At 60.5% G+C, this 25,501-nt stretch carries 19 protein-coding genes and 1 pseudogene; 9 read left to right on the top strand and 11 right to left on the bottom strand.

What is annotated here, in order from left to right:
- Positions 1-177: 177 nt before the first annotated feature.
- The gene (locus tag PMI11_RS32335; protein WP_007825950.1) at positions 178-1,203 is read left to right on the top strand and encodes a LacI family DNA-binding transcriptional regulator; all 1,026 of its coding nucleotides are present in this window, start codon (positions 178-180) and stop codon (positions 1,201-1,203) included.
- Positions 1,204-1,338: 135 nt separating this feature from the next.
- Positions 1,339-2,172: an inositol monophosphatase family protein gene (locus PMI11_RS32330; protein WP_007825941.1), complete on the top strand. Its 834-nt coding sequence runs from the start codon at positions 1,339-1,341 to the stop codon at positions 2,170-2,172.
- A 6-nt stretch (positions 2,173-2,178) separates the two neighbouring features.
- Here PMI11_RS32330 and PMI11_RS32325 read toward each other — a convergent pair whose 3' ends face one another.
- The 8 genes and pseudogenes from PMI11_RS32325 to PMI11_RS32290 form a co-directional block, all read right to left on the bottom strand.
- Positions 2,179-3,258, bottom strand: a complete 1,080-nt coding sequence (locus tag PMI11_RS32325; protein WP_007825939.1) for an ABC transporter ATP-binding protein — start codon at positions 3,256-3,258, stop codon at positions 2,179-2,181.
- 24 nt (positions 3,259-3,282) lie between these two features.
- Positions 3,283-4,104: an ABC transporter permease gene (locus PMI11_RS32320; protein WP_037072597.1), complete on the bottom strand. Its 822-nt coding sequence runs from the start codon at positions 4,102-4,104 to the stop codon at positions 3,283-3,285.
- A complete protein-coding gene (locus tag PMI11_RS32315; protein ID WP_007825935.1) occupies positions 4,101-4,991 on the bottom strand; it encodes an ABC transporter permease in 891 nt (296 codons plus the stop codon). Before PMI11_RS32315 ends, PMI11_RS32320 begins: the two co-directional genes overlap by 4 nt.
- A complete protein-coding gene (locus PMI11_RS32310) occupies positions 4,991-6,136 on the bottom strand; it encodes an extracellular solute-binding protein (RefSeq protein WP_007825934.1) in 1,146 nt (381 codons plus the stop codon). The genes PMI11_RS32315 and PMI11_RS32310 overlap by 1 nt, the downstream gene beginning before the upstream one ends.
- A gap of 303 nt (positions 6,137-6,439) precedes the next feature.
- A pseudogene (locus PMI11_RS32305) lies at positions 6,440-7,778 on the bottom strand (epoxide hydrolase family protein).
- Between the two features lie 303 nt (positions 7,779-8,081).
- On the bottom strand, positions 8,082-9,221 hold the full coding sequence (locus tag PMI11_RS32300; protein ID WP_007825931.1) for a mandelate racemase/muconate lactonizing enzyme family protein: 1,140 nt from the start codon (positions 9,219-9,221) through the stop codon (positions 8,082-8,084).
- A 12-nt stretch (positions 9,222-9,233) separates the two neighbouring features.
- The gene (locus tag PMI11_RS32295; RefSeq protein WP_037072595.1) at positions 9,234-10,142 is read right to left on the bottom strand and encodes a dihydrodipicolinate synthase family protein; all 909 of its coding nucleotides are present in this window, start codon (positions 10,140-10,142) and stop codon (positions 9,234-9,236) included.
- A gap of 13 nt (positions 10,143-10,155) precedes the next feature.
- Positions 10,156-10,866, bottom strand: a complete 711-nt coding sequence (locus tag PMI11_RS32290) for a GntR family transcriptional regulator (protein ID WP_037072594.1) — start codon at positions 10,864-10,866, stop codon at positions 10,156-10,158.
- Positions 10,867-10,989: 123 nt separating this feature from the next.
- On the opposite strand from PMI11_RS32290, the gene PMI11_RS32285 reads away from it, so the two are divergent.
- From PMI11_RS32285 to PMI11_RS32265, 5 genes are read left to right on the top strand one after another with little or no spacing between them, the layout of a single operon-like run.
- Complete coding sequence (locus tag PMI11_RS32285) at positions 10,990-12,591, top strand: ABC transporter substrate-binding protein (protein ID WP_007825928.1); 1,602 nt, start codon at positions 10,990-10,992, stop codon at positions 12,589-12,591.
- 1 nt (position 12,592) lies between these two features.
- Complete coding sequence (locus PMI11_RS32280; RefSeq protein WP_007825926.1) at positions 12,593-13,654, top strand: ABC transporter permease; 1,062 nt, start codon at positions 12,593-12,595, stop codon at positions 13,652-13,654.
- Positions 13,655-13,658: 4 nt separating this feature from the next.
- On the top strand, positions 13,659-14,570 hold the full coding sequence (locus PMI11_RS32275; RefSeq protein ID WP_007825924.1) for an ABC transporter permease: 912 nt from the start codon (positions 13,659-13,661) through the stop codon (positions 14,568-14,570).
- The gene (locus PMI11_RS32270) at positions 14,563-15,411 is read left to right on the top strand and encodes an ABC transporter ATP-binding protein (protein WP_007825922.1); all 849 of its coding nucleotides are present in this window, start codon (positions 14,563-14,565) and stop codon (positions 15,409-15,411) included. Before PMI11_RS32275 ends, PMI11_RS32270 begins: the two co-directional genes overlap by 8 nt.
- Positions 15,412-15,416: 5 nt before the next feature.
- Complete coding sequence (locus PMI11_RS32265) at positions 15,417-16,178, top strand: ABC transporter ATP-binding protein (RefSeq protein ID WP_202803165.1); 762 nt, start codon at positions 15,417-15,419, stop codon at positions 16,176-16,178.
- A gap of 64 nt (positions 16,179-16,242) precedes the next feature.
- On the opposite strand, the gene tkt is transcribed toward PMI11_RS32265, so the two are convergent.
- Entirely contained in the window at positions 16,243-18,273 is a 2,031-nt protein-coding gene (gene tkt, locus PMI11_RS32260) for a transketolase (RefSeq protein WP_007825918.1), read from the bottom strand.
- 146 nt (positions 18,274-18,419) lie between these two features.
- A complete protein-coding gene (locus PMI11_RS32255) occupies positions 18,420-21,446 on the bottom strand; it encodes an alpha-mannosidase (RefSeq protein ID WP_007825917.1) in 3,027 nt (1,008 codons plus the stop codon).
- Between the two features lie 212 nt (positions 21,447-21,658).
- Here PMI11_RS32255 and PMI11_RS32250 point away from each other — a divergent pair, with 212 nt between their 5' ends.
- Positions 21,659-22,795 carry an ROK family transcriptional regulator gene (locus PMI11_RS32250; RefSeq protein ID WP_007825916.1) on the top strand — a complete coding sequence of 379 codons (1,137 nt, stop codon included), beginning with the start codon at positions 21,659-21,661 and terminating at the stop codon, positions 22,793-22,795.
- A 15-nt stretch (positions 22,796-22,810) separates the two neighbouring features.
- Here the strand turns inward: PMI11_RS32250 and PMI11_RS32245 are convergent, their stop codons facing one another.
- The gene (locus tag PMI11_RS32245) at positions 22,811-23,857 is read right to left on the bottom strand and encodes a Gfo/Idh/MocA family protein (RefSeq protein WP_007825915.1); all 1,047 of its coding nucleotides are present in this window, start codon (positions 23,855-23,857) and stop codon (positions 22,811-22,813) included.
- 277 nt (positions 23,858-24,134) lie between these two features.
- On the opposite strand from PMI11_RS32245, the gene PMI11_RS32240 reads away from it, so the two are divergent.
- Positions 24,135-25,433, top strand: coding sequence for an extracellular solute-binding protein (locus tag PMI11_RS32240; protein WP_007825914.1), 1,299 nt, complete (start codon positions 24,135-24,137; stop codon positions 25,431-25,433).
- Positions 25,434-25,501: the final 68 nt, after the last annotated feature.

Below are 25,501 nucleotides of genomic sequence, written 5' to 3'. Positions count from 1 at the left end.
CCCATCTATCCGGCCTCCACCGGTCGAAACGTTTCGTATGCTTTTACTGAAATATCGCGGATCCAGCTCTTCCCCGGTCCCGCGTGGCGTCATTTGCTTAGTCGAAACGTTTCGTATAAGAGCATCAGAACGCTCTCGTGGCAAGAGGGTTCGACAAAAAGCGCGGGGGGAGGATGCATGGCCACCATCAAGGACGTGGCAAAACGGGCGGGTGTCGCCATATCGACGGCATCGGCCGCGCTCAACCGCTCAGCCCCTGTGAGCGACGAGGTGATTGCCAAGGTCGAAGCCGCCGTCCGCGACATCGGATATATCCCGCATGCCGGCGCGCGCAGCCTGCGCATGGGCCAGTCGCGGCTGATCGGCCTGATCCTCCCTGACATCACCAACCCGCATTTCGCCAAGGTCGCCAAGGTCGTCGAGTCCGCCTGCCTCAATGCCGGCTACATGGCGGCGGTCTATTCGACGAGCGAGGATCATGATCGCGAGCAGCAGATCTTGACCATGATGCGCATGCAGCGTGTCGAAGGGCTGATCATTATCCCGACACGCTCAGATGCCGAGCACGGCGCCCGCATGATCGACAAGATCCATGTGCCGACGATCCTGCTCGACAGCTTCATCGAGGGCTTGCCCTATGACGTGATCAAGCTCGACAATATCGCCGCCGGCCGCATCGCCACGGAGCACCTGATCGGCCTTGGTCACAGACGGATCGCCGTTACCGTCGGGCGCAACAACATCATCACCGGTGAAGATCGTCTTGCCGGCTATATGCAGGCCCATGCCGCCCATGACCTGCCGGTTGATCCAGGTCTGCTGCTTGAGGGGCGTTTCGACCAGGCGCTCGCGCATGACAGCACGATCAGGCGCATGCGCGAGCCGGATCCGCCAACCGCGATTTTTGCATTGTCGAACATGATGACGCTCGGCGTCCTGAATGCGCTGCGTGAATTGGGTTTCAGAGTGCCTGATGACGTCTCGGTCATCGGGATAGACGATTTCGATTTTGCAAATATCATGAACCCACCGCCGACAGTCGTTGCGGCCCCGGTGCTCGAGATGGCCCAAAAGGCGATCTCCACGCTTCTCAGCGAGATCTCCGACAAAACGCCGCCAAGCGCTGCGCGGACGATCTTTTCCCCAACCCTGATCCTTCGCGAATCCTGCGCGGCGCCCGCAGCCGAGCGGACCGAGGCATGACCTGAGAAGCAACAGTCGATTGAGATCGGCGCGGCGTCGCATACCATTGCGCTCGCTTCATAAAAGCATCATGCGCATTTGCAATGAGAAACACCGAACTGCTCGCTATCCTCAGTCATCACACGGATTGTCTTCATGAAATTGTCTTCGACCGCCGCGCGCCTGTCACCAACAGCCTCGCCCCGCCTTCTCGTACTCGCCGAAACAGCCCTCAAGGCAGGAGAGACGGCGCGCAATGCGCTCAGACGACGCACGGCCGCCGAGATGGTTCACAAGGCGCCGCGCGACTACCAGACGGAAATCGATGTCGCGGTCGAACGGATCATCGTCGAGGAGATGATGAGCGCATTCCCGGCCTATGCGATTAAGGGTGAGGAAGAGGTCGGCAACCGGCAGGCCGGTGCGGATGCACCGGTCATCTATATCGACCCGATCGACGGCACGACCAATTTCGCCTGGGGCATCCCGCATTTCGGCATGACGATCTCGATCGCAGAGGCCGGCCGCGTCGTTGCCGGCGTCGTCTATGACGCCATGCAGGACGAGCTCTTCAGTGCGGAGGCGGGCGACGGTGCCTGGCTGAACGGCGAGCGCATCCATTGCGCCGCGGTTGCCGATATCCAGAACGTGCTCGTCGGTGCCGGCCTGCCGATCCCCGGCCAGGTCAAGGCGGTCCCGGAAGAGCTTTATTTCGATGCCGTCAAGCGCCTTATGGCCAATACCGCCGGCGTGCGTCGTCTCGGTTCGGCAGCGCTTTCGATCGCCTATGTCGCCTGCGGACGGCTGGACGGCTTTTTCGAGGACGGCCTGTCGGTCCATGACTTTGGCGCCTCTGCACTGATGGTCGAGGAAGCGGGCGGTATCGTCACGCGGTTTTCTGGCGCCGCCGTCACCGGCAAAGGCGACATCCTGGCGGCAAGCAAGGCACTCTATCCTTGGCTGCAAGAAGGTTTTCAGCCGAAGGCCTGAGACACTTCAGGCCGTAAAGAGCGGCTGCACGGTTGCAGCCGTTTCTGCCGCTGCCGATTGGTGGATCAGCGCATTGTCGCGGAAGGCGAAGAAGCCGGAGCAGCTGGTAGTGACGACCATCCCGGCTCTGATCGTATCGGTCGGCGCAACCATTGCCTTCAGCCTGACACGATCGGCAAGATCGATATCGACAATCTTGTGCGTGCCGAAATCGCTGACCCGGTGGACGGTCGCGTCTGCCGGCCGGCTGACAGGGCGCACCGCCAGGGCTTCCGGGCGCATCGCCAGCGTCACCGGACCATCCGCAACGGGAATCGAAAAGCCGAAAAGCGGATGCGTGCAGACCCCGTTACGGATCTCGCTCTCAACGAAATTCATCGAGCCGATGAAGCCCGCGACGAACGCCGTCTGCGGCTCACGATAGACTGTACTCGGCGGAGCCACCTGTTCTGTGCGGCCATCGCGCATGACGACGATGCGGTCGGCAAGCGCCAGGGCCTCGTCCTGACCGTGGGTGACGAACAATGTCGTGATGCCGAGCCGCTGCTGGATGTCGCGGACCTCCTCTCGCAGCCGCTCGCGCAAATGCTGGTCGAGGCTGGCGAAAGGCTCGTCGAGCAGCAGGATCTTCGGCTCGAGAACGAGCGAGCGGGCAAGTGCGACGCGCTGCTGCTGGCCGCCGGAAAGCTGCGTCACTGCGCGCCGTCCGTAATCGGCAAGACCGACGAGAGCAAGAGCGTCCTCGACGCGCTGGCGGATTTCGGATTTCGGCAGGCGCCGCAGCTTCAGGCCGAAGGCTATATTGCTGAAGACATCCATATGCGTCCAGAGCGCGTGGCTCTGGAAGACCATGCCGGTCGGGCGCCGCTCCGGCGGCAGGTTCGTCACATCCCTGGCGTCGATGCGAATGCTGCCTTCGCTCGGCCGCTCGAAGCCGCCGATCATGCGAAGCAGTGTCGATTTGCCGGAACCTGAAGGCCCGAGCAGGCAGACGAGCTCGCCGTCGCCGACCTCGAGCGAAAAGTCACGGACGGCATAGGTGTGGCCAAAGCTCTTCGCAACGCCTTCGATCGCCAGATGTGCCATTCTTGAAACCCTTTCTGCCGGCGCTCAGGCGCCGAAGCCCCGCGCGAACGCGCCGGTCCCGACGACACGACGCGCAAATATCAATGCCGCAAAGGACGGCACCCACAGCATGACGGAGAGGACCGCGCCGTATTGCACGACGATCTGGTTGTTGATGAAGCTGATCATCAGCACCGGCATAGTACGGATCTCCGGCGCACCGATCAGCCAGGCGCCCTCCGTCTCGTAGAAAGTGCCGACGAAGGTCAGAAGCACTGCCGCTGATATCGTCGGCGCAACCTGCGGCAAGGTGATCGACCAGAAGACGCGAAGCGGCGTGGCACCGGCATCGCGTGCCGCCTCCTCCATGCGCCGGTCGACATTCTGGAAGGCGGCAACCGGGATCCAGATCATCAGCATCAGCGTGCCGACGAGCTGGATCAGCACCACGCCCCAGAAGGTGCTGATCAGCCCCATCTGCAGGAAGATGCCGGCAATCGCCACCAGCAGGCCGAATTTCGGAAAGGCATGTGAAGCGAGGAACGACAGGAACAGGATATTGCGGCCAGGAAAACGCATTCTCGCGAAAGCATAGGCGGCCGGAAGGCAGATGATTGCCGAAAGCAGCGTCACCGTCGCCGTCAGCCGCAGGCTGAGGAACAGAGCATCCCAGACATCCTTACGCGCCAGCGTCTGCGACCAGAAGCGCAGGCCGAACTGCTGGGGAATGACGGAAGGATAGCGCCAGACCTCGGTGAAGGCCCAGGTGCCGACAACCAGCAGCGGCAGTGCGATGAACAGCGTCAGCAGCAACGAAAGAGCAAAGCCTGTCCAATCGAATTTCAAGGCGGTCGACCGACGCATCATCGGCCCTCGCGATTGCGGGCGATCGACCAGACGTAGAAGACGCCGAAGAGAAGGCAGAAACCGAAGGTGATGACCGCCTGCGTGAGCGCACTCAGCGGATCGTTCATGTCGGCAAAGGTGCGCTGCATGAAAGGCCCCATCATCTCCGGCGAGGCGGGACCGAGCACATAGGGCAGTGTGAAGGCTGAGAATATGCCGAGAACGGCAAAGGAAGCGGTGACCAGCAGGGAATTGCCCATGCGCGGCAGAATGATCGAGACAAAGACCCTGAAAGGCGTCGCGCCGACGTCGCGGGCCGCCTCGATGGAGCTATTGGAAACGGACGTGAGCCCCGCCGTCAGCATCAGCACGGTCAAGGGCAGGTTGTCCCAGACGAGGCCGATGACCGGTCCCCAGGGCGTCAGATAGGGGCTCGGTAGCTTGGGAAGGCCGACGGCATTGAGCAGGATGTCGACCGTGCCATTCGGTCCGATCGTGCGGATCAGCGCATAGGAAAGGATGATCGAGGGCACGAACATGGGAAAGATCGCGAGGCCCTGCACATAGGCGGCAAGGCGACCGCCGGAAAAGCGCAGGTAAAGGGCAATCGGAAGGCCGATCGCAAGCAAAAGCAGGCCGCACACGAAAGTCGTCCACAGCGTCAGCCAGAGATTGTTCAGGCTGTAAGCGTCGGTGAAGAAGAAATGGTAGGACGCGAGCGAAAACTCGGTCGTCCCGTCCGGCTGGCGAACGAAGATGGTGGTCGCGATCGCCGAGAAGATCGGAAAGATGATCAGCCAGCCGACCAGAAACACCGGCATGCCGACGAGGAGGGGCCCGTAAAGGCTCCCCCTGCCTGGAGACTGAGCGCGGCGCGTGACCGCAGGCTGCGCGGCATCCAACGCCATCAGGTGCGGCTGATTCCAGGAGCGACGTTGCGATACCAGCCGTCATTGATCGCCTTTTCCCAATCGCCGCCCGGGAAGGTCGGGATGGTCGCCGGGATGACGTCGGCATATTTCTTGCGCAGGTCTTCAGAAATGTGATCCCAGGAAACGCCCGGGAAGCCGCCGATCTCGGTGATGATGGCTTCCTGCATCTCGCTCGTCAGCATGAAGGCTGCGAGCTTGAGGGCGGCGTCCTTGTTGGCGCCGTTCGTGAAGATCGTCATGGCGGAAAAACCGCCGCAGAGCGCGAGGTCGGAGAGCTGCACGAGGCCAGTCGTCTCGGGCAGAACGCCCTGGGAGATCGCCTGCAGGACCTGGTCGGACCAGACTGGAGCGATGGTGACGACGCCCTGAGCGAGCAGCTGGATCGACTGCGTGTTGCCGGCGGTATAGGCACCCTTCTGGTAAAGCGACGGCGCGAGATCGTTGAGGATCTGCCAGGCCGGCGTCAGCGTCTGGCTGGCATAGTCGGCAGTGAAATTGTCGATCTTGAACTTCTTCGGATCGCGGCCGTTGGCTTCATGGATGGCACGGCGGACGAAATTGCCGCCCGAGCCGCCCTTGTCCGGACGGTTGTAGATGAACTGGCCGGGATTGGCCTTGATCCAGGCCGTCAGCTGTTCCCAGGTCTTCGGCGCATCCTTCGGGTCGAGCTTGGTCTTGTCATAGGCAAGCAGAACCTGCGAGCCGCGATAGGGCAGCGCGTAGGGCGTGTCGAAAGCGAGCGGATTGACGCGGTCGAAGCCCTGGACATTCTCAGCCGAGAACTTCACCCAGAGGCCGGCATCGATGCCACCGGCCGGAAGGCGCGGATCGAACTGTTCGAAGAGGTCGGCCTGCGGATCAGTCTTGGTCTTCAGTGCTGCAAGAGCACGGTCCGCAATGGCGCGCAGGCCATTATTGTCGCCGGCATCGGTGACCTTCAGCGTGATTTCCGGATGAGCCTTTTGGAAAGCCGGACGGATGATGTTGTTCCAGAGGTCGATGATATTGGAATCCGAGCCGCTGTAGAGGTCGATCGTGCCTGCGGCGGCCGAGGCGAAGCGCGGAAGAGCCAGAAGGCCCGCAGCCGCCGACGATGTGATCAGAAATTCGCGTCTATTCATATCCTGTCTCCCTTCGCTATCGAGGCGGCGCCCCAGATGAGTTCTGAGACTTGCTAGCCCTGGCGCGTAACATCGGAATGACAGAAGCGAAGAGAAATGCACACGTGTGCCAAGTTCCTTCCTGATTTTCGTCGGGCATTCCTTGATGGCGGCATCTCCGGTGAAGGGGGCGGCAAAATTCCAGGTGCCTCTGGCCGGATCTGGGTCATCGACCCGATCGACAGGACATCAATTTTATTTGCGGCGGCGACGCCTTGTCCGGTTGGGGTGGCCCTCGAATGAGGACCACCCATTTCGACGTCGTCAGCGTACTGGCTTGAAAGCCGCTCTCACTTCCTCGGCGAAGAGCTGCGGCTGCTCCCAGGCGGCAAAATGCCCGCCTTTTTCGACCTGATGATAGTATGTCAGCGAGGGATAGGCCTGCTTGGCCCAACTTTCCGGTGCACGATAGATCTCCTTCGGAAAGACCGTGATGCCAACCGGGATTTTGATGTCCTTTGTCTTCTGTGCCTCGGCGCTGAAGTTGTTGTTGTTGTTCTCCCAATAGAACCGCGATGACGACGCGCCGGAGTTCGTCAGCCAATAGAGCGTGATGTCATCAAGCATTTCGTCCTTGGAAAAAACGCGCTCGAGAACGCCGCCACTGTCGCTCCATTGGGCAAATTTCTCGTAGATCCAGGACGCCAGGCCAGACGGCGAGTCGGCAAGCGAATAGCCGATCGTCTGCGGCCGGGTCACCATCATGGCGCCATAGGCAGCGTTTCGTCCGAAGAAGGTGCTCAAGGAATTATACGCTTCTCGCTCCGGTGACGACAGGCTCGCGGGGGGCCGGGTCCCCGCTGTTGATGGCCTTCATGAGGTTGCCTGGAACCGTCGCGGGCATATTCAGATGGATTGCCAGCAAACCCTTCGGCGCCTGGCGCGCCAAAGCGTCGGAGATCACCGAACCATGATCGCCACCCTGAGAAACATAGTGATCATAGCCGAGCCGCTTCATCAGGACGTCCCAAGCGCGGGCGACCCGGTCCGGTCCCCAGCCCTGATCGACCGGATGCCCGGAAAATCCGTAGCCTGGTATCGAGGGGATAACCACGTCGAACGCATCTTCCGGCCGGCCACCATGCGCCGTCGGATCCGTGAGAGGACCTATGGTCTTGATGAACTCAAATATCGATCCGGGCCAGCCATGTGTCAGAATGATAGGAAGAGCGTTGGGATGGCGCGAACGAACATGGATGAACTGGATGTCGACACCGTCGATCGTGGTGACGAATTCCGGCAACGTATTGAGTTGCGCCTCGGCCTTGCGCCAGTCGTACAGAGTGCCCCAATAGCGAACCAGCTCCTGGACCTGTGATAGCTGGATACCTTGGGAGGCGTCGTCGACCGTCTCCTTGTCCGGCCATCGGGTATCGGCGATGCGTTTGCGCAAGTCGTCGAGTTGCGACTGCGGAACGTGGATCTGGAACGGACGGATGCTTTCGTCCGCACTCGCAGCTTTCGCGGCAGTACCCGACGCAAGATCGGCGGCATGGGCCGGCAGTGCATAGACTGCCGGAACGAGCAACAGAGTACCAAACATTATGGCGATCGCTTGATCGGCGACGCCACGCCGAGTTGAAATATTATCGGTCTTCGTCATGAAACACTCTCCTTCGATTACTGCCGTATTCGCAGCACCTGTTAACGAAGAGCGGTTTCAAGGATTGACGTGTCCCGCATATTTCGAAAATCGGCTGAAGTGTATCAGCATGTACCGGCGACCTGTTGAGACACAAAGTCGGCAGATTGGCGGGAGTGCGCGACGCAAGCATTGGCGCGTCATCGACGGCCGGGAAAGTGCCATGTTCCCTACATAGCTGGGAAGTGCGGAAGGCGCGATCACGATCTGTGGCGCGCGCTTCCCTAGCGTTTTAAAGCAAGCTTGTCATTTCAACGGAACCAATCAGGGATAAGCCGTCGATCCGTCCGGCTTGCGGGTTATTTTCCGCTCCCAATGAATGTAGTCTTCCGTCTGCAATGCCTTTTCATCGATTTCCAGCCCCCAACCCGGACGGTCAGGCCGCAATTCCATATGGCCATCGACCGGCATATACGGATCGGCCGCCCATGGCGCGTGGACATGGGGCTTGAACTCAAGGACTTTGAAGTTCGGCTGTGCGGCGCAGAAGTGAATGTTGACCGCGGTCGCGAGCGGCCCCATCGGGTTATGCGGCGCGACGGTTACATAGTGGGCCTCGGCGATTGTTGCGATCCTGCGCATCTCCGTTACGCCGCCAACAACGCATATGTCGGGCTGGATTATATCAGCGCCACGGGCCGACAACAGGGAGAGGAATTCGAAGCGATTGTAGAGAGATTCTCCCGTGGCCAGCGGAACGGAGACTTTCGACTTCAGCTCAGCCCATGCCGGAATGTGCTCCGGCCGGATCGGCTCCTCGTAGAAGAGCGGATCATTCGGGGCAATCGCTGCTGCAAGCTGCACCGCCTGATAGGGCTCGAAGATCTTCGCATGAGCGTCGAATGCGAATTCGAAATGCGACGGCGTAATCTGGCGTATTTTGGCGAACCAGTCACCGGTTTCCTTTACAAGCTCGCCCCAGCGACCGGCATGCAGGTCGCGGCGGAAGGGGCTGAGCTTGAAAGCCGTGTAGCCGTATTTTTCGTTCAGCTCGAGGGTCTGGTCCTGCGCCATCTGCGGGTCCGGGGCGGTATAGACGCCGCAATAGACGCGCACCCGATCGCGGACGTTGCCGCCAAGCAGCATGTAGACCGGAAGACCGGCAGCCTTGCCGGCAATATCCCAAAGGGCGTGATCGATCGCCGAAATCGCTGCAAGCCCCAGCGCGCCCGGCGGAAAACGGCACTGCTGATTGAGTTTCAGCACAAGGAATTCCACTCGGCGAGGGTCCTCCCCTTCTATCTGATGGAAGAGGTAGTCGAAGAGCGGCGGCAGCGCCCAGTCGGGGCCGTGATTGTAGCACTCGCCCCAACCGGAAATGCCTTCGCTCGTCTCGATTTTCAGGAGCAGTCGCGGCCGGTCGTCGACGCGTTGCATGTAGGTCTTGAAGCCGGTGATATGCATTGACATTCTTCCTCAGGCGGCGCGGTTCTTGCCGCTTACATTGTCGACGATCGCGCGCAGTTCCGCGCGTTCCGCGTCCGTCAGACTTTCAACGCCGGGAAGACGAACAGGGCCGACATCGGTTCCGAGCATGCCGAGCGCCTCCTTGACGACCGTGACATTGGCGCCGTTCAGGTATTTGGTGCGCAGCGCTTCGAAACCGGCGATGTCGTCGATAAGAGCGCGTGCAGCGGCGTAGTCGCCGGCTTCCAGCGCTTGATGGATGGCATGCGAGCGCTCGGGGAAAACGTTGACGAGCCCCGAGGTAAAGCCGCGAGCACCCATGGCATAGAAGGCAGGCGCCCAGCCCTCGGCGAGGCCGCAGACCCAGATCGCCGGCGCGTCCTTCGTCGAGCGGATGACCTCGGCAAGCAGCATCAGGTTACCGGATGCAAATTTGATGCCGGCGATATTGGGATGCAGGGCAAGCTTGCGGAAATCGGCGACCGAGAATGTGTCGCTGCGGACATAGGCAATGACAGGGACAGTGGACGCCTCGGCAAGTTCGAGGAAATATTTCGCCTGGTAGCTCGGGCCCGCAAAAGGATCCATCGGGTGGTGACCCATGATAGCGTCGGTGCCTTCGGCAATCGCGTGACGGGCGAGAGCCTTGGCTTCCGTCAGCGAACGACCGACGGCCGCACTGATAAGCGACTTGCCATCTGCAGCCTTGATCGTGGCGGCATGGACCGCTTTTACCTCGTCCATCGTCAGCGTGAAGAATTCGCCCGTATTGCCGGCCGCCATCAGATTGTGAACCCGGGCGCTGGCAAGGCGCGCGATCAATGCGGAAAGCTTGGGGAGATCGATGCTGCCATCCGCCTTGTAAGGGGTCACCGGAACGCCGGAAATGCCCGTCAGGGCCTTGCGAATCTTGTCCATTGCAACGGTCACGTCAAATGTCCTCTTTCTTCCTGAATACGATGGTGAGGTAGGTTTCGCCGGAGCGGACGACGTGATCGCGCATCACCCTCTCGGCCTTGTCGCTGTCGTTCGAGACGATGGCGACGGCGATGGCGGTATGCTCGGCGAGAGCCTTGTCGCGCTCCTTGGTGTCGGAATGAATGACGCGGCGAATGCTCGCGTCGTAGAATTGCTGGCGCTCGATCATGCGAGACAGGTACTGGCAGCGCGACGCGATGTGGATCTGCTCGTGAAAGGTCTCGTTCAGCGCAATGAGATCGTCTGCAACGCCATCGGCCGTGGCCGCCTTCATCAACGCGACCGTATCGCTAAGCTTCCTGGCTTCTTCCTTGGTAATCCGCTTGGCGGCGAGATGCGCGATCATCGATTCCAGCGCGGCGCGCGCAAGGATCATTTCCTCCGCCCATCCGGCGTTGAACCGGATCAGCACCCCGCGACGCGGCAGAGTTTCAACCAGCCCTTCGGTTTCGAGCTGCCGGAGCGCCTCCTTGATCGGAGTGGTGGAAACACCGAGCTGCTCGGCGAGCTGGCGCTCGTTGACGCGCTCGTCAGCGCGAAAGCGGCCTGACAGGATCGCCGCCCGCAGCGTCTTATGAACATGATCACGAAGGGTCGTCAGGAATCGCGGATCGATCTTTTCGATGCGGTCGTCGCCCACCCCACCCTCCATCTTATTTTCCATAAGCCGAAAATTCTCCCGTTGACGACAAAATCGTTTTGTGAGATCTGATATACCAGATTTCAGATCGATGTCGATATCAAAATTCGCTCTGATGCGATTGCAGAGATGCTTGGGAGGAAGAAAATGAAGATCCAAAGACGCGGGCTATTGATCTCGTCGGCGCTTGTTGCCGCGAGCCTGATGATGCCACTGGCTGCGGCCGCAGCCACCCCGAAGGACCAACTGGTCATTGCGACGAACATGTCGTCGATGCGTGGCCTCGATCCGAACGAAATCAATCAGCTGGAAGCGGCTGAAATTGTCGCGAACCTTTATGAGCGGCTGATCGTGCTGCCGGCCGACGATATTACCAAGCCGGCTCCGGGTATTGCCGAAAGCTGGAGCGTCTCGCCGGACGGCAAGACCTTCACATTCAAGCTCCGCTCCGGCATCAAGTTCCATTCCGGCAATCCGCTGACGGCAAAGGACGTCGAGTGGTCGCTGCGCCGCCTCGTCAAGCTTGGGCTTGCGCCATCCGTGGACCTGCGCCAATGGGGCTTTACGGACAAGAATGTCGACGATCTGATCAAGGCGAGTGACGACACCACCGTGGTCCTCCAGACCCCCAGCCTCTGGAACCCCAACCTGATCCTCTATTCGCTGGCGAGCTTCTCGACCTCGATCCTGGACAGCAAGCTTCTTGCAGAACATGACAAGGGCGGCGACCTGGGTCGCGAATTCCTGCAGACCAATGATGCCGGTTCCGGCCCCTATGCGCTGCGGACCTGGCGCGTCAACGACCTGCTGATCGCCGATGCCAACAAGGATTACTGGCAGGGTGCTCCAAAAATGCGCCGCGTCGTTCTGCGCCACATGCCGGAATCCTCCGGCCAGCGCCTGCAGCTCGAGGCTGGCGACGTCGATGTCGCGACGCGTCTTTCCTCCACCGACCTTACGGCGGTCGAAGCGGGCGGCAAGGCCGATATCCAGAAGACGCCGGGTTTCGGCTTCTATTATCTCGCCCTGAACCAGAAGGACGAGATTCTTTCCAATCCCAAGGTCCGCGAAGCCTTCCGATACCTGATCGACTATGACGGCCTCGCCAACACCGTCATGAAATATTACGGCATCAAGCAGCAGACAATCATTCCGGCCGGCCTGCCGGGTGTAAGCGAGGTCAATCCCTACAAGCTCGACATCGAAAAGGCCAAGCAGCTACTGACTGAAGCCGGCTATCCAAACGGTTTCTCGAAGGTCTATTACGCAACGCCGGTCACCCCGGAATATGAGGTTGCGCAGTCCCTGCAGGCCAATGCCGCCAAGGCCGGCATCAAACTCGATCTTCAGGGCGGCGATCATATCGGCAAGTTCCGCACGCGCGAATTCGAGATCTTTTCGGCGCGCTCTGGTGAACGCCTGCCGGATCCTCACGCGGTCCTCCAGTCCTATGCGACCAACGCCAACAATTCCGACGATGCCAAGCTGACGGGCCTGAACGCCTGGCGCACCGCCTGGGATGTGCCGAAGGACATTCAGGACATGGTGAGTGCGGCCGCCCACGAGACCGATCAGCAGAAGCGGGCCGATCTCTATGCGAAGATCAACAAGGCCTACCTCGAATCGTCTCCGCCGCTGATCACGTCCTTCCTGCGCACCGACGCAAAGGCGGTTCGCAAGGAAGTGAAAGGCTATCTCGGCCATTCGACATGGCTGACGCGTTGGGACACGGTTTCCAAGGGCGAATGAGGTGAGCATCTCACAAACATCCGGGGCCACATCGGGCGGTGGAGCGGCTGCGCTCGACGCAGTGCGAAAGCTGGCGACATCCTTCAGCGTCATCCTGACGACATTGCTCGGCCTGCTGATCATCACCTTCGTCGTCGGCCGCATGGTCCCGGCCGATCCGGTTATTGCTGTCATCGGCGATCAGGCCGACCAGACGACCTATGAGCGTGTCTACAAGGAGATGGGGCTGGACCAGCCGCTCTATGTTCAGTTCGCGACCTATCTCGGCAATGTCGCCCAGCTGAATTTCGGTCAGTCCCATGTGACAAAGAACCCCGTGGCAAGTGACCTTGCCCGGGTGTTCCCGGCGACACTGGAGCTGGCGACGCTGGCGACGATCATCGGTGCCGGCCTCGGCATTCCGCTCGGTATCATCTCCGCCGTCCGCAAGGGCACCTGGGTCGATCATCTTGCAAGGATCGTCGGATTGCTCGGGCATTCAACGCCGATCTTCTGGCTCGGGACGATCGTTATCCTGGTCTTTTACGCCAAGTTCGGACTCATTCCCGGCAGTGGCCGGCTCGACGTCTACAATGAGGGTCTGGTCGAAGGACCGACCAACTCCATTCTCGTCGATGCCATCATCGCCGGCGAATGGGAGGTTTTCCGCGACGCATTGCTGCATGTCACAGCCCCTGCCCTGATCCTCGGTTATGCGGCCATGGCCTATCTCAGCCGCATGAGCCGCAGCTTCATGCTGGAACAGCTTCGGCAGGAATATGTGCTGACGGCGAAGGCAAAGGGTCTCGGCCAGCGCACCATCATCTGGCGCCATGCCTTCCGCAATATCCGGGTGCAGCTTTTGACCATCGTTGCCCTTGCCTATTGTGGCCTGCTGGACGGCACGGTTCTCATCGAGACCGTCTTTGCCTGGCCCGGCCTCGGGCAATATCTGACCTCCGCCCTGTTCTTCGCGGACATGAACGCGATCCTTGGCAGCGTGCTCCTGATCGGCATCATTTCGATCGTCATCAACCTGCTGTCTGATATCGCCTACCGCTTCCTCGATCCGCGTACCCGGTGACATCATGGCGACACGTTATTTCAACGATCTCCACAATTGGCTGATCAACGAGGAATTTTCCTCGACCCGGCAGGCGCGTTTCCACAAGGCCTACGTCCTGTGGCTCAACCTGCTTGCCAATCCGCTGGCTTTTGCGGGTTTCCTCGTCGTGCTTGCGCTGGTGCTCGTCGCCACCTTCGCGCCGCTGCTTGCCAGCTACGACCCCATTGCCCAGGATCTGACGATGGCGTTGAAGCCACCGTCTGCCGCAAACTGGTTCGGAACCGATGAGTTCGGCCGCGACGTTTATTCGCGCCTCGTCTATGGCGCACGCACGACGCTCTATATCAGCATCCTGGTGACGGTCATCGTGGCGCCGATCGGTTTCGTGATCGGTGCGGCGGCCGGCTATCTCGGCGGCTGGGTCGATGTCGTGTTGATGCGCATCACCGATATCTTCCTGTCCTTCCCGAGCCTCGTTCTCGCACTCGCCTTTTCTGCAGCGCTCGGACCTGGGATCGAGAATGCCGTCATCGCTATTGCGCTGACCGTCTGGCCGCCGATTGCCCGACTGGCGCGCGCCGAAACATTGACGTTCCGCGCCGCCGACTTCGTCGTCGCCGCCGAGCTGCAGGGCGCCGGCATGGGTCGCATCCTGCTCCATCACATCGTGCCGCTCTGTGCTCCCTCGATCATCATCCGACTGACGCTCAACATGTCGAGCGTCATCCTGACGGCCGCCGGCCTCGGCTTCCTCGGTCTCGGCGCCCAGCCGCCGATGCCCGAATGGGGTGCGATGGCAGCGTCGGGCCGGCAATATCTGCTCGACGCCTGGTGGCTGACGACAGTTCCCGGTATCGCAATCCTCGTGGTCAGCCTTGCCTTCAATCTGCTGGGCGACGGCCTGCGCGACATCATGGATCCCCGAAATGCCTGATCAATCCCAGCCGATCCTTTCGGTCAAGAACATGTCGGTCCAGTTCCCGACCCTTTCGGGCGTCGTGACGGCCGTGAAGAATGTCTCATTCAATGTCGGGCGCGAAAAAGTCGGAATCATCGGCGAATCCGGCTCTGGAAAGAGCACCACCGGACGCGCCATCATGCGGCTGCAGCCAGCGACCGCCAAAGTGGTTGCCGACGAAATGCGCTTCGAGGATGTCGATCTCCTGCGCACCAGCGAGACCGATATGCGCTCCATCCGTGGGCGGCGCATTTCGATGATCCTGCAGGACCCGAAATATTCGCTCAACCCGGTCATGACGGTCGGCGAGCAGATCGCCGAAACCGTCATCCTGCATGAACGCGTCGGCCGCCACGAGGCGTACAAACGTACACTCGCCATGCTGGAACGGGTCAACATTCGCGATCCGGAGCGTGTCTTCAACCTCTATCCGCATGAAGTCTCCGGCGGCATGGGACAGCGCATCATGATCTCGATGATGCTGATTTCCTCCCCATCACTGATCATCGCCGACGAGCCGACCTCGGCTCTCGACGTGACCGTGCGCCAGCAGGTGCTGTCGATCCTCGATGATCTAATCACCGAACGCAACATCGGCCTGATCTTCATCTCGCACGACCTCAACCTAGTAAAGAGCTTCTGCGACCGGGTCATCATCATGTATGCCGGACGTATCGTCGAAGAGCTTGAAGCTGCAAAGCTCGAAGAGGCAACCCATCCCTATACACGGGGTCTCTTGCAGGCGCTGCCGAGCCTCGACCACCCTCGAGACCGCCTTGAGGTCCTGAGGCGAGACCCGAGCTGGGCGGAGGCATGAGCATGATGATGTCAGTCAAAAATCTTGCCGTTTCCTTCGGCAGCGGCCACTCCGCCAAACAGGTGGTCAAGGATGTCTCCTTCGACGTCGCTCCGGGCGAGACCTTCGGCCTCGTCGGCGAAAGCGGATGCGGCAAATCCACTGTTCTCGGAGCGTTGGCCGGCAGGATCAAAGTGTGGGATGGCTCGATTGCGCTCGATGGAGAGGCAATCGCCGCCAAGCGCTCAAAATCGCAGCTCGCCAAGCAGCAGATGGTTTTCCAGGACCCTTTCGGCTCACTTCACCCGCGTCACACGATCGGCCGCACGCTTCTCGAACCCCTTGAGATCCATGGCATCGACCAGCGTAGGGAACGCGTGGAGCAGGTGCTGCGCGACGTCGGCCTGCCCGCATCCTTCTATCATCGTTTTCCGCATCAGCTCTCGGGCGGCCAGCGCCAGCGTGTTGCAATCGCGCGTGCCCTGATCCTGAAGCCGCGTGTGCTTCTCCTCGACGAGCCGACATCCGCACTCGACGTGTCCATCCAGGCCGAGATCCTCAATCTGCTGAAGGACCTGCGCGAAAGGGAAAAGCTGACTTACATTCTGGTCAGCCACGACATGGCTGTCATCGCTCACCTCTGCAATCGGGTCGCCGTCATGCAGGGCGGGATGTTCGTGGAAATCGCCTCAAGAGAGGCTTTGCTCAGCGGAAATGTTGAACATTCCTATACGCGCACGCTTCTCGACGGCAGCAGGGGCTACCAACCCGCGCGCCGCGCCGGCTAGTTCGGAATTTTCGGCACGCGAAAGTGCGAAAGGGGCGGCAAGCCGCCCCGCAGTCGCCGATCACTCATCGACGGCGAACACCCAGTGCTCCTCGTGCGGCCCTCACAACTGCGTCGGTAGTAATGTCGAACTTCTTGTAGACGTCGTCGATCTTGCCCGACGCCCCGAAGCTGTGCATGCCGACGAACCGGCCGTCGAGCCCGAGATATCGGTCCCAGCTATCCTGGACGGCAGCTTCCACCGCGACACGCGCAGTTCCGTCTCCCAGAACCTCGCGCTTATAGTCCGGTGCCTGTGCCTCAAACAGCAGACGGCACGGCATGGAGACAACCGCGGTTGGAATGCCTTCCGCCTGGAGCCTCGCCCTTCCCTCGACGGCAAGGTGCAATTCCGATCCCGTCGACATGATCGTCAGCTCGCGAGCGCCGCCCTCGGCCTCAAGCAGAACGTATCCGCCCTTTGCCGACAGGTTGAGAGAGCCCGGCTGCTTTCGCAGAAGCGGCATGGGCTGGCGGGACAGTGCGATCAAGGCTGCCTGCCGCGGGGCATCGAGAATGGCCTGCCAGCATTCGGCCGTCTCGATCGGATCACCCGGGCGGAACACGGCAAGACCCGGAATGGCGCGCAGAGCCGTCAGATGTTCGACAGGCTGGTGGGTTGGACCATCCTCGCCGAGACCAATCGAATCATGCGTCATCACGAAGATCGAACGCACCGCCATCATCGCCGCCAACCGAATGGAAGGCCGGGCGTAGTCGGAAAAGGTCAGGAAGGTGCCGCCATAAGGGATCAGCCCACCATGAAGGGCAATGCCGTTGATGGCAGCCGCCATCCCATGTTCGCGTACGCCGTAATGGACATAGGATCCATTGTACTGACCGGGCGCAATCTCAATCATGGATTTGGCCTTCGTGTTGTTCGACGGTGTCAGGTCCGCCGATCCGCCGATAAGCTCGGGAATGGTCTCGGCGAGGTGGTTAAGAACAATCCCGCTCGCCTGCCTTGTTGCCAGATCCTTTTCGGCAGACAGAAGCTCCTGTTTTGCTGCCTCTATCGCTCTGGTCCAATCGGAGGGCAGTTCGCCCTTCATGCGGCGTTCGAAGTCAGCGCGAACATCCGGCTTCGCCGTCTGGACCCGAACCGCCCAGGCCATGCGGGCATTGCGTCCCTTCGCGCCGATCTTTCTCCAGTCGTCCAGCAGGTCGGACGGGATCTCGAAGGGGGGCGCGTCCCAGCCGAGAATCTCGCGGGCGCCGGCGATCTCCTCTTCGCCCGGTGCGTCGCTATGAGCCTTCTGCGTGCCGGCCCGCGTCGGAAAGCCGAAGCCGATGATGGTTTTGCAAGCGATCATGGACGGGCGATCGGTGACCCGTTGTGCTTCGACAATCGCGTTGCGAATGGCGTCGGTATCGTGTCCGTCGATTTCCTGCACATGCCAGTTCGATGCGCGGAACCGCGCCGGCTGATCGTCGGATTCCGCCAGACTTGTTGCGCCGTCGATCGATATCGAATTATTGTCCCAGAACGCGATCAGCTTGCCGAGTTTCAAGTGGCCCGCAAGCGATATAGCCTCCTGGCTGATGCCTTCCATCAGGCATCCGTCGCCGAGGAAGACATAGGTGTAGTGGTTTGAAAGATCGTCGCCGAACTTGGCGTTCATGATGCGCTCGGCAAGTGCGAAACCAACCGAATTGGCAATGCCCTGTCCGAGCGGACCGGTGGTCGTCTCGATGCCCGTGGCATGACGATATTCGGGATGACCTGCCGTCTTACTGTCGACCTGACGAAAATTCTTGATCTCTTCGATCGTCATATCCCGGTAGCCGGTCAGATAGAGCAGGCTGTAGAGCAGCATCGAGCCGTGTCCGTTGGAGATCAGGAAACGGTCCCGATCGAACCAGTAAGGGTCGTCGGCGTCGAATTTCAAGAAGTCGGAAAAGAGCACGACAGCAATATCGGCCATGCCCATCGGCATGCCGGGGTGCCCGCTCTTGGCCTTCTCGACGGCGTCCATCGAGAGAAACCGAATGCAATTGGCCATGTCGCGCAGGTGCTGATCGCGGGGCGCCGGTACGGACTTCACGGATTCCGTCATGATCGTTTCCTCGGGAGCTGGTGAAAGACCAGCCGGAAGATAGGGCCCGGCGTGAGCAGGGCCACTGCGACATGTTGAAACTTTTCCCGGGAGCGATCGACGATGGGTTCGTAACGCTAGCGACAACTTTCCTGATAGTGACGCGGCTAGCTTCGCTGCAGCCGCCAGGTCCGAATTTCAAACGGCATAATGTCGGCAGGGCCTGCACGTTCGATCGGCTCTTCGAGGATGTTCAGTGGTCCCGAAGCCTGCCAGCCCGAGGGCAAGGCAAGCGAAAGCCGACCGCGCCGGCCCGCCGGTTCGTAAAGCCGCAGGATAAGGCCATCCCCCACCTCTGCCGGTTTCAACCCCGAAAATGCGACCGGTGTACCTTCTACTCCGAGCGGCGATAGCGTGCCCGTCGAGAGCCCGCTTGCCTCCACAGTGACGAGCGGCTGATTGAGATCGATCGCTTCCTGAAGAACATCGCCTTCATGCCAGGCACCCTCATGTGGCATGAGCGCATAGGTGAAACTCTGCTCGCCTTCGTCGGCAAGCGGATCGGGATAGATCGGCGAGCGCACGAGGCTCATGCCGATGACGTTGCCGCGCGCGCTGTGCCCATATTTGGCATTGTTGAGCAGAGCGACGCCAAAGCCCGGTTCGCTGAGATCGACGAAACGATGCGCGGCAGCCTCGAACATTGCCTGCTCCCAGGATGTGTTGGTGTGCGTCTGCCGCTCGACGATACCGAAGGCGCATTCGAAGGTGGCGGTGCGTGAACGCACGGCGACCGGGTTCAGCGTCCTCAGCAGAGTACGCCGGTCATGCCAGTCGATCATCGTCTCGATATCGAGCCTGCGAGCATTGGCGGTCAGCACGTACAATTGGGTGACCGTCGAGTTCCGATATCGATAGACGACACGGATCGCGGCACGATGCGGCCCCTGTTCGACAAGCGTGATACCCTCGGGCTTGTCGAGGCGGACGGCCTTTTCGGCATAATCGGCATCGACATCCCAGGCATCCCAATTGCGCGGCTTGTCGGCCGGATAGACCCAGAGCTGATTTGCAGCACTTTCGATCGCTTCCCTGCCCGTTGCCTTGTGAACGAGGCTCGAAACAGCGCCATCCTTGCCGATGACAACAGACAGATGTTCATTTTCGAGGCTGTGCGTATCGGCTTTCAGCATGCCGGCGGGCTTGAGTGTCTTGCGATCAAAAACTGCGACGGAAAGAGGCGCGACGATTTCGGCGGATGACAGGACCGTCCCATCGGACAGCCTGGCGGTCACCGGCCGCGGCGCAAGCGACGGGTTGACGGCAATAAGCGCGTCCGTCGCCCCGCCTGCCGGAAGATGGGCCATTAGCGCCTTCAGAGCCTTGGCCCGCTCCGCCTTGGCATTGCCGATGACGCCGTCGAGCTCCTGTTCGGCGTCGATATAGACTTCGCGGATGCTCGAGCCCGGCAGGATGTCGTGGAATTCGTTCTTCAGGACGACGCGCCAATCAGCTTCCAGGCTTTGCGGTTTGCCGGCACCCAAGAGATGCGCGAGCGAAGCGATCGTCTCGGCCGTAATCAGCGACCGCTCGGCCTGCCGATGCTTGCGCTTGACGCCGCTTTGCGACGTCAGCGTCGCGCGGTGCAGTTCGAGATAGATTTCCCCGTCCCAGACTGGAAGCTCCTTTTGCGCCGCAGTACGATGGGCCTCTTCGTAAAAGCCCTTCACCATGCCCCAGCGCGCTTTGGGAATGGCCGGGAAGTCACGCAGCTGCACTTCGCGTTCGACCATCTCAGGGGTCACGCCGCCACCACCATCGCCGTAGCCGACCGCCAGCAGCGACGTGTTGTGCTGCGTCTTGCCGCGGAAATTCTTCCAGGTCGGCACGAAGCAATCCGGCTGCACGAAACCATTATAGCCCTGCATGGGATTGTCGAAAGTATGGGTCAGTACCCTGCTTCCATCCAGCCCCTTCCACCAGAAAAGGTCGGACGGAATGTGATTGCTCTCGCTCCAGTTCACCTTGATCGTGAAGAAGCTGTCGATGCCTCCGAGCCGCAAGATCTGCGGCAAGGCGCCGGAAAAGCCGAAGCAGTCCGGCAGCCAGCAGATCGTGTGGCGCAGGCCGAACTGTTTCTCGAAATAGCGCTGCCCATAGAGCACCTGCCGCGCGAGGCTTTCGCCGGTCGGCATGTTGGTGTCGGGTTCGACCCACATGCCGCCGACAGTTTCCCACTTGCCCTCGGCGACCTTCTTCTTGATCCGCTCGAGAAGTTCGGGATCATCATCTTCCATCTGCGCATAATAATGAGCAGTCGATTGATTGAACCGGAAGTCGTCCGACCGCTCCATCAGCGAAAGCGCTGTATTGAAGGTGCGACGCATCTTCCGGCGCGTCTCGCCATAGGGCCAAAGCCATGCGAGGTCGATATGGGCATGGCCGGTCAGCAGCAGTTCGCCGTTCGGCGGAAAACGCTTCTGAAGCTCTTTCAATCGCACAATCAGCTGATCATAGGCGGCGCCCGCCGAAGCGCTCTGCGCTTCGTTGAGGCCGGCCGGGTTTGCCTCAAGCTCCGGCAGTTCCCAGATCTTCTGCTGCATCACCGCACCGGCTGTGCGTGAAATATAAGCTGACGTGTCCGAAGGCCAGTCGAGGCTGCGCAGCGCCTGTTCGGCTGCCTCGATCAGGTGCGGCACGACCTCATGGCTTTCGAGCGCGTCGGCAGCCTCGCCAATCTGCCGCAACAGGAGGTGCAACCTGTGGACTGGTTCGTCCAGCCAAATCAGCCGCGCCTTGTTGAGCTTCGGCGCCCGGTTCGGCTCTCCGAAGGGAAAGCGTGCGACGCTGTCAGTGGTAATCGAAAATTCCCTGGCTTTGATCGGGAACTCCTGATGATAGGGGTCGAGCCCGAATGTCTCTGCCTGGCCGCCGGGATAGTGCAACGTTATCAGGCTCTCGCCGCCGAGATCGAGCTGCAGGCGAACCTCCTCGATTGGCCAGTCGCGCGGCACTGTGGCCGATACCGCGAATTGAACCGTCCCCTTGCGGTGCGGCCAATCCTGATGATGGGCGATCGGCTCGCCGTCGAAGGTCCAGCCGTCGATCACGATGCTTTGCCTGTCGCGCCAGTGAGCGAGCTCGGCTGTACGAACCTTCAGACGATCGAGGCGTTGGGCAATGGTGAGAGACATGGCGGGTCCTATTGGAAATTAAGCAACTGACGGATGGGGAGAAAACCTGGTCGCGCAAATAGGCCGCAGGCAACGCGTCCCGTCTCCTCCAACCGAGGCGCGTGGCAGCTCTTAGATTAAGTAACTTTGTTTTGCAGTCAAGCGCACAAGAAATAGGTTGCGAGAGTTTTACCTGTGATACACAAGCATCCAGGTGCTTAGGGAAGACGGTTATGCGGTATCTTCGATCCGGGCCGCGGCGACGTCAGACAGAGGAAACGGCCGTAACGCGGGGTAAAACAATCGGTCTGCGATCGGGAGAAATCGCCGACAGAAATATCCGCGTCATTCTGGAGGCTATCCGCCGGCACGGTCCATTGACCCGCATGGAACTTGGCCAGCATTCCGGGCTTACCGGGCCGGGCATCACCAATATTCTGCGCCGCCTCGGCGAGGGAGGGTTGGTAACGTCGCACCGCCGCAACGGCGCGGGCAACAGCACGACCGCCACCGAATTTGCGCTGCGCCCTGACGGCGCGTTTTCGATCGGTGTCAGGGTTCGCCAGAACCGGGGCGAAACCGTCCTTATCGACCTCAGCGGCCAGGTCCACGATCGGGACTACTTTTCCCTCGCCCCGACAGCGCGCGCGCCGTCAATTCTTTCAGCCACCCAGAAGATGATCGGCCGGCATGCCGGCATGCCGATCATCGGCCTGGGGATCGGGTCAAACGACTGGACCGCGCAGGAAAGCGATGAGCTCGATGCAGCATCCACGCTTCCCGTCAGTCACGTGGAGAACGAGTGCACCGCAAGCCTGCTTGCCGAGCGCACTATCGGCGCGCCCGCCCCCGAAGGCGGACTGGCGATGATCATCATCGACGAGGATGTCCAGGCCGGCTTCCTCGTTCGCGGCATTCCCTATTCGGGCGTCCACGGACGCGCAGGCAGCATCGGCGAGATGCTGACCGGCCCTGACAATGTCCGGTTGAACACGGTGGTCGGCTTCGGCGCGCTGCGCGCACTGGTCAGCGATGACGAGTTCAAGCGCCTCATTTCGGGCGAAGAGCCGTCTTCCCCTCAGTTGACGCAGTGGATCCGCGATGCGGCAAGCCACCTGCTCGACCCGATCATCGCCATGGCCGGCTTTATCGCGCCTGGTGTGATCATGATCGGCGGCGACCTGCCGCGAAGCGTCATCGAAGCACTGATCCACCAGCTCTCCGTCGAGCGCCGCGACACATCCAAGCGGCCCTTCCTGACACCGTGGATTTCGCCGATGAAGCCGGCAAGCTTCAGCGGCGGCGGCGTGGCGCTGGGGGCGGCACTGCTGCCCTTCCTCAACACCCTGCTGCCACCAGTTTCCGCCTGACGTCTTAGTATCGGATCAGGCAAGCGCCTCGTCCGTGTGGCTAACATCCGAGGCAAGCGCTTTGTCGAGCACTTTCTGGATATTCGTCGCCCTGCGGAACGAAGGTTCCTGTGTTCTGCCTGCCCTGACGGCCTGCACGAAGCGCTGATAATTCGTTTCCACCGGATCGAAGGCAATGTCGCGCCATGTTGCGGTGTGAACATCTTCGCCGAGGCAGGCGCGAAGCGTCGACTTTCCGGTATCATAGATCATCTCGATCGAACCGGTCTCGCCATAGACCCTGAGGCGCAGCTGATCCATCTGGCCGGCCGCGGTTCGCGTCGCCTGGATGGTGCCAATCGCACCCGTCGTGAAGTCGACATTCATCGTGAAGCTGTCGTTCGCATCGAGATCATATTCGCCGATCTTGTCTCCCGGCGCCTTGTTGAAGGTCTTCAGCCGCGCGAAGACGTGGGCGACATCGAGCCCCGAACCATAGGACGCAAAATCGACGATATGGATGCCGATATCGCCGAGTGCGCCGTTCGAGCCGTGCTTCTTGCTGAGGCGCCACAGCCATTTGCTCTCGCTCTTCCAGTCGCCCCAATGGCGCCCGACAAGCCAGCTCTGCAGATGTGATGCCTCGACATGCCTGATCTCGCCGATTTCACCGGCAAGCACCATCTGCCGGCCCTTCTGCAGGGCGGGCGAATTGCGATAGGTAAAATTGACCATGCCGACCTTGCCCGCTTTTTCGATGGCATCGGTCATTTCCATTGCCTTGATGGCATCGGTCGCAAGCGGCTTTTCGCAGAAGACATGTTTGCCCGCCGCAATCGCCTGAAGCGTTGTCGGGTGGTGGATGCGGTCGGGCGTGACATTGGCAACGGCATCGAACTCGCCCCAGGCAAGGGCTTCCTCGAGTGTGCTGAAGTGATTGGGGATGCCATGTTCCAAGCAAAAGGCCGCCAGCCGCTCGGGTACGACGTCAACCCCGCCCACGACGCTAACGCCTTCGATCGCCTTGAAATTTGCAGCATGCTGGTTGGCCATTCCGCCAGTGCCGAGAATGAGTAAGCGCATCTGATCCTCCATAGATGTCAGGTTCGGCCACCTTCACGTAGCCGAGGCAAAACCTCACCGCGCCATCGCGGATGCCCGAAATGGCTCGATTTTTTGTGATCGGGAAATGCGGCTGCGGGCCGCTAACTTGTGTTGAATGTCGCCGGCATCTCAATCCTCCCAAGCTGCGGCTTGACATCAAATCAAAGTAACTTAATCTAATTAATGCAGCATGGAAATGAGGAGAGGTCAACCGACCACCAGGCTGTATCCGTTTAAAATGGGGAGGAGACCCATCATGAAGAGAGCGTTCATCAGCGCGTTAGCGCTGAGCACAATGTTATTTTCAGTGCCTGCCGCATTTGCCCAGGAGCTTGCGACAAAGGACAGGATCGGCGCTGCCGATGCGCCAAAAACCCTTGTCGTCCGGCTCACGAACGACAGCCCGAACAATTCCGACCCCAACATCGCAGAGGGTTACCAGAAGCTCTTTGTCGACTTCATCAAGAAGCACCCGGACTGGAAATTGCAGATGCAGTTCATGTCCTCCGACATCGGCACGGAACAGGCCAAGATGCTGGAGCAGGCCAAGGCCGGCAATGCGCCGGATTGCGCCGCCGTCGACTCCTTCGTGCTCTCGCAGTTCATGGTCAATAAGGTGCTGGCGGATTTCACGCCCTATTTCACCAAGGAAGAAGTCGACGATCTCTTCCCCTTCATCCGCAGCGGCATCACCGACAAGGATCAGACGATCCGCGCCTGGTGGTGGGATACGGACCTTCGCGTCCTCTACCGCAACAAGTCTGTTGTAGCCGATGCGCCGCAGACCTGGGACGACCTGAAGAAGGCCGCACTTGCCTCCACCAAGGAAGGTATGGAAGGCGTCCTCTTCAACGGCGGGCGCTGGGAGGGCACCACCTTCGACTGGCTGGCGAACTACTGGGCGCTCGGCGGCAAGCTCGTCGACGACTCGGGCAAGCCGGTCTTCGGCGAAGGCGAGAACAAGGAGAAATTCCTGAAGGCGCTTAACTACTTCAAGGATCTCGTCGATTCCGGTGCGGCCCCCAAGCGCGTTACCACTATCGCCAATTATGACGACATGAATGCCGCGGCAGCAGCGGCGACGACGGCGCTCTTCATCGGCGGCAACTGGCAATATGCGCAGTTGAAGGCGACGCTCGACGAAGAGGAATTCAAGAACTGGACCTTCTCGCCGATCCCCGGCCCTTCGGCCAATGAGCGCTCGACCGGCACCGGCGGCTGGACGATCGCGTCCTTCAGCAAGGACAAGGAGAAGATCGAGATGTGCGCCAATCTGGCTCGCGACGTCTATATGGGTCCGGCAAACGCGCTGCAGCAGCAGCTGCCGACGCGCAAGTCGCTCTTCGACAAGTATGAGGTCTTCTCGACGGAAGCCAACAAGACCTTCGCCAATGCGCTCGTCGACGGCCAGGCGCGTCCCGGCGTGCCGATCTATCCGGAGATCTCTAACCAGATCCAGATCATGATGGGCGACGTGCTCTCGGGAACGAAGAAACCGGAAGAAGCCCTGGATGCCGCATTCAGCGCGGCGATGGAGGCCTACAAGCGGCTCTGATCCCGGGCATTTTTTGACGCTTCAGATAACGACGGCGCCTGCCTTTAGGCGCCGTCGACAGTGCCAAA

This window comes from Rhizobium sp. CF142, assembly GCF_000281145.1.
GTDB lineage: Bacteria > Pseudomonadota > Alphaproteobacteria > Rhizobiales > Rhizobiaceae > Rhizobium.
The sequence above is the reverse complement of the archived record's forward strand: the minus strand, read 5'-3'. Positions and strand labels throughout refer to the sequence as shown.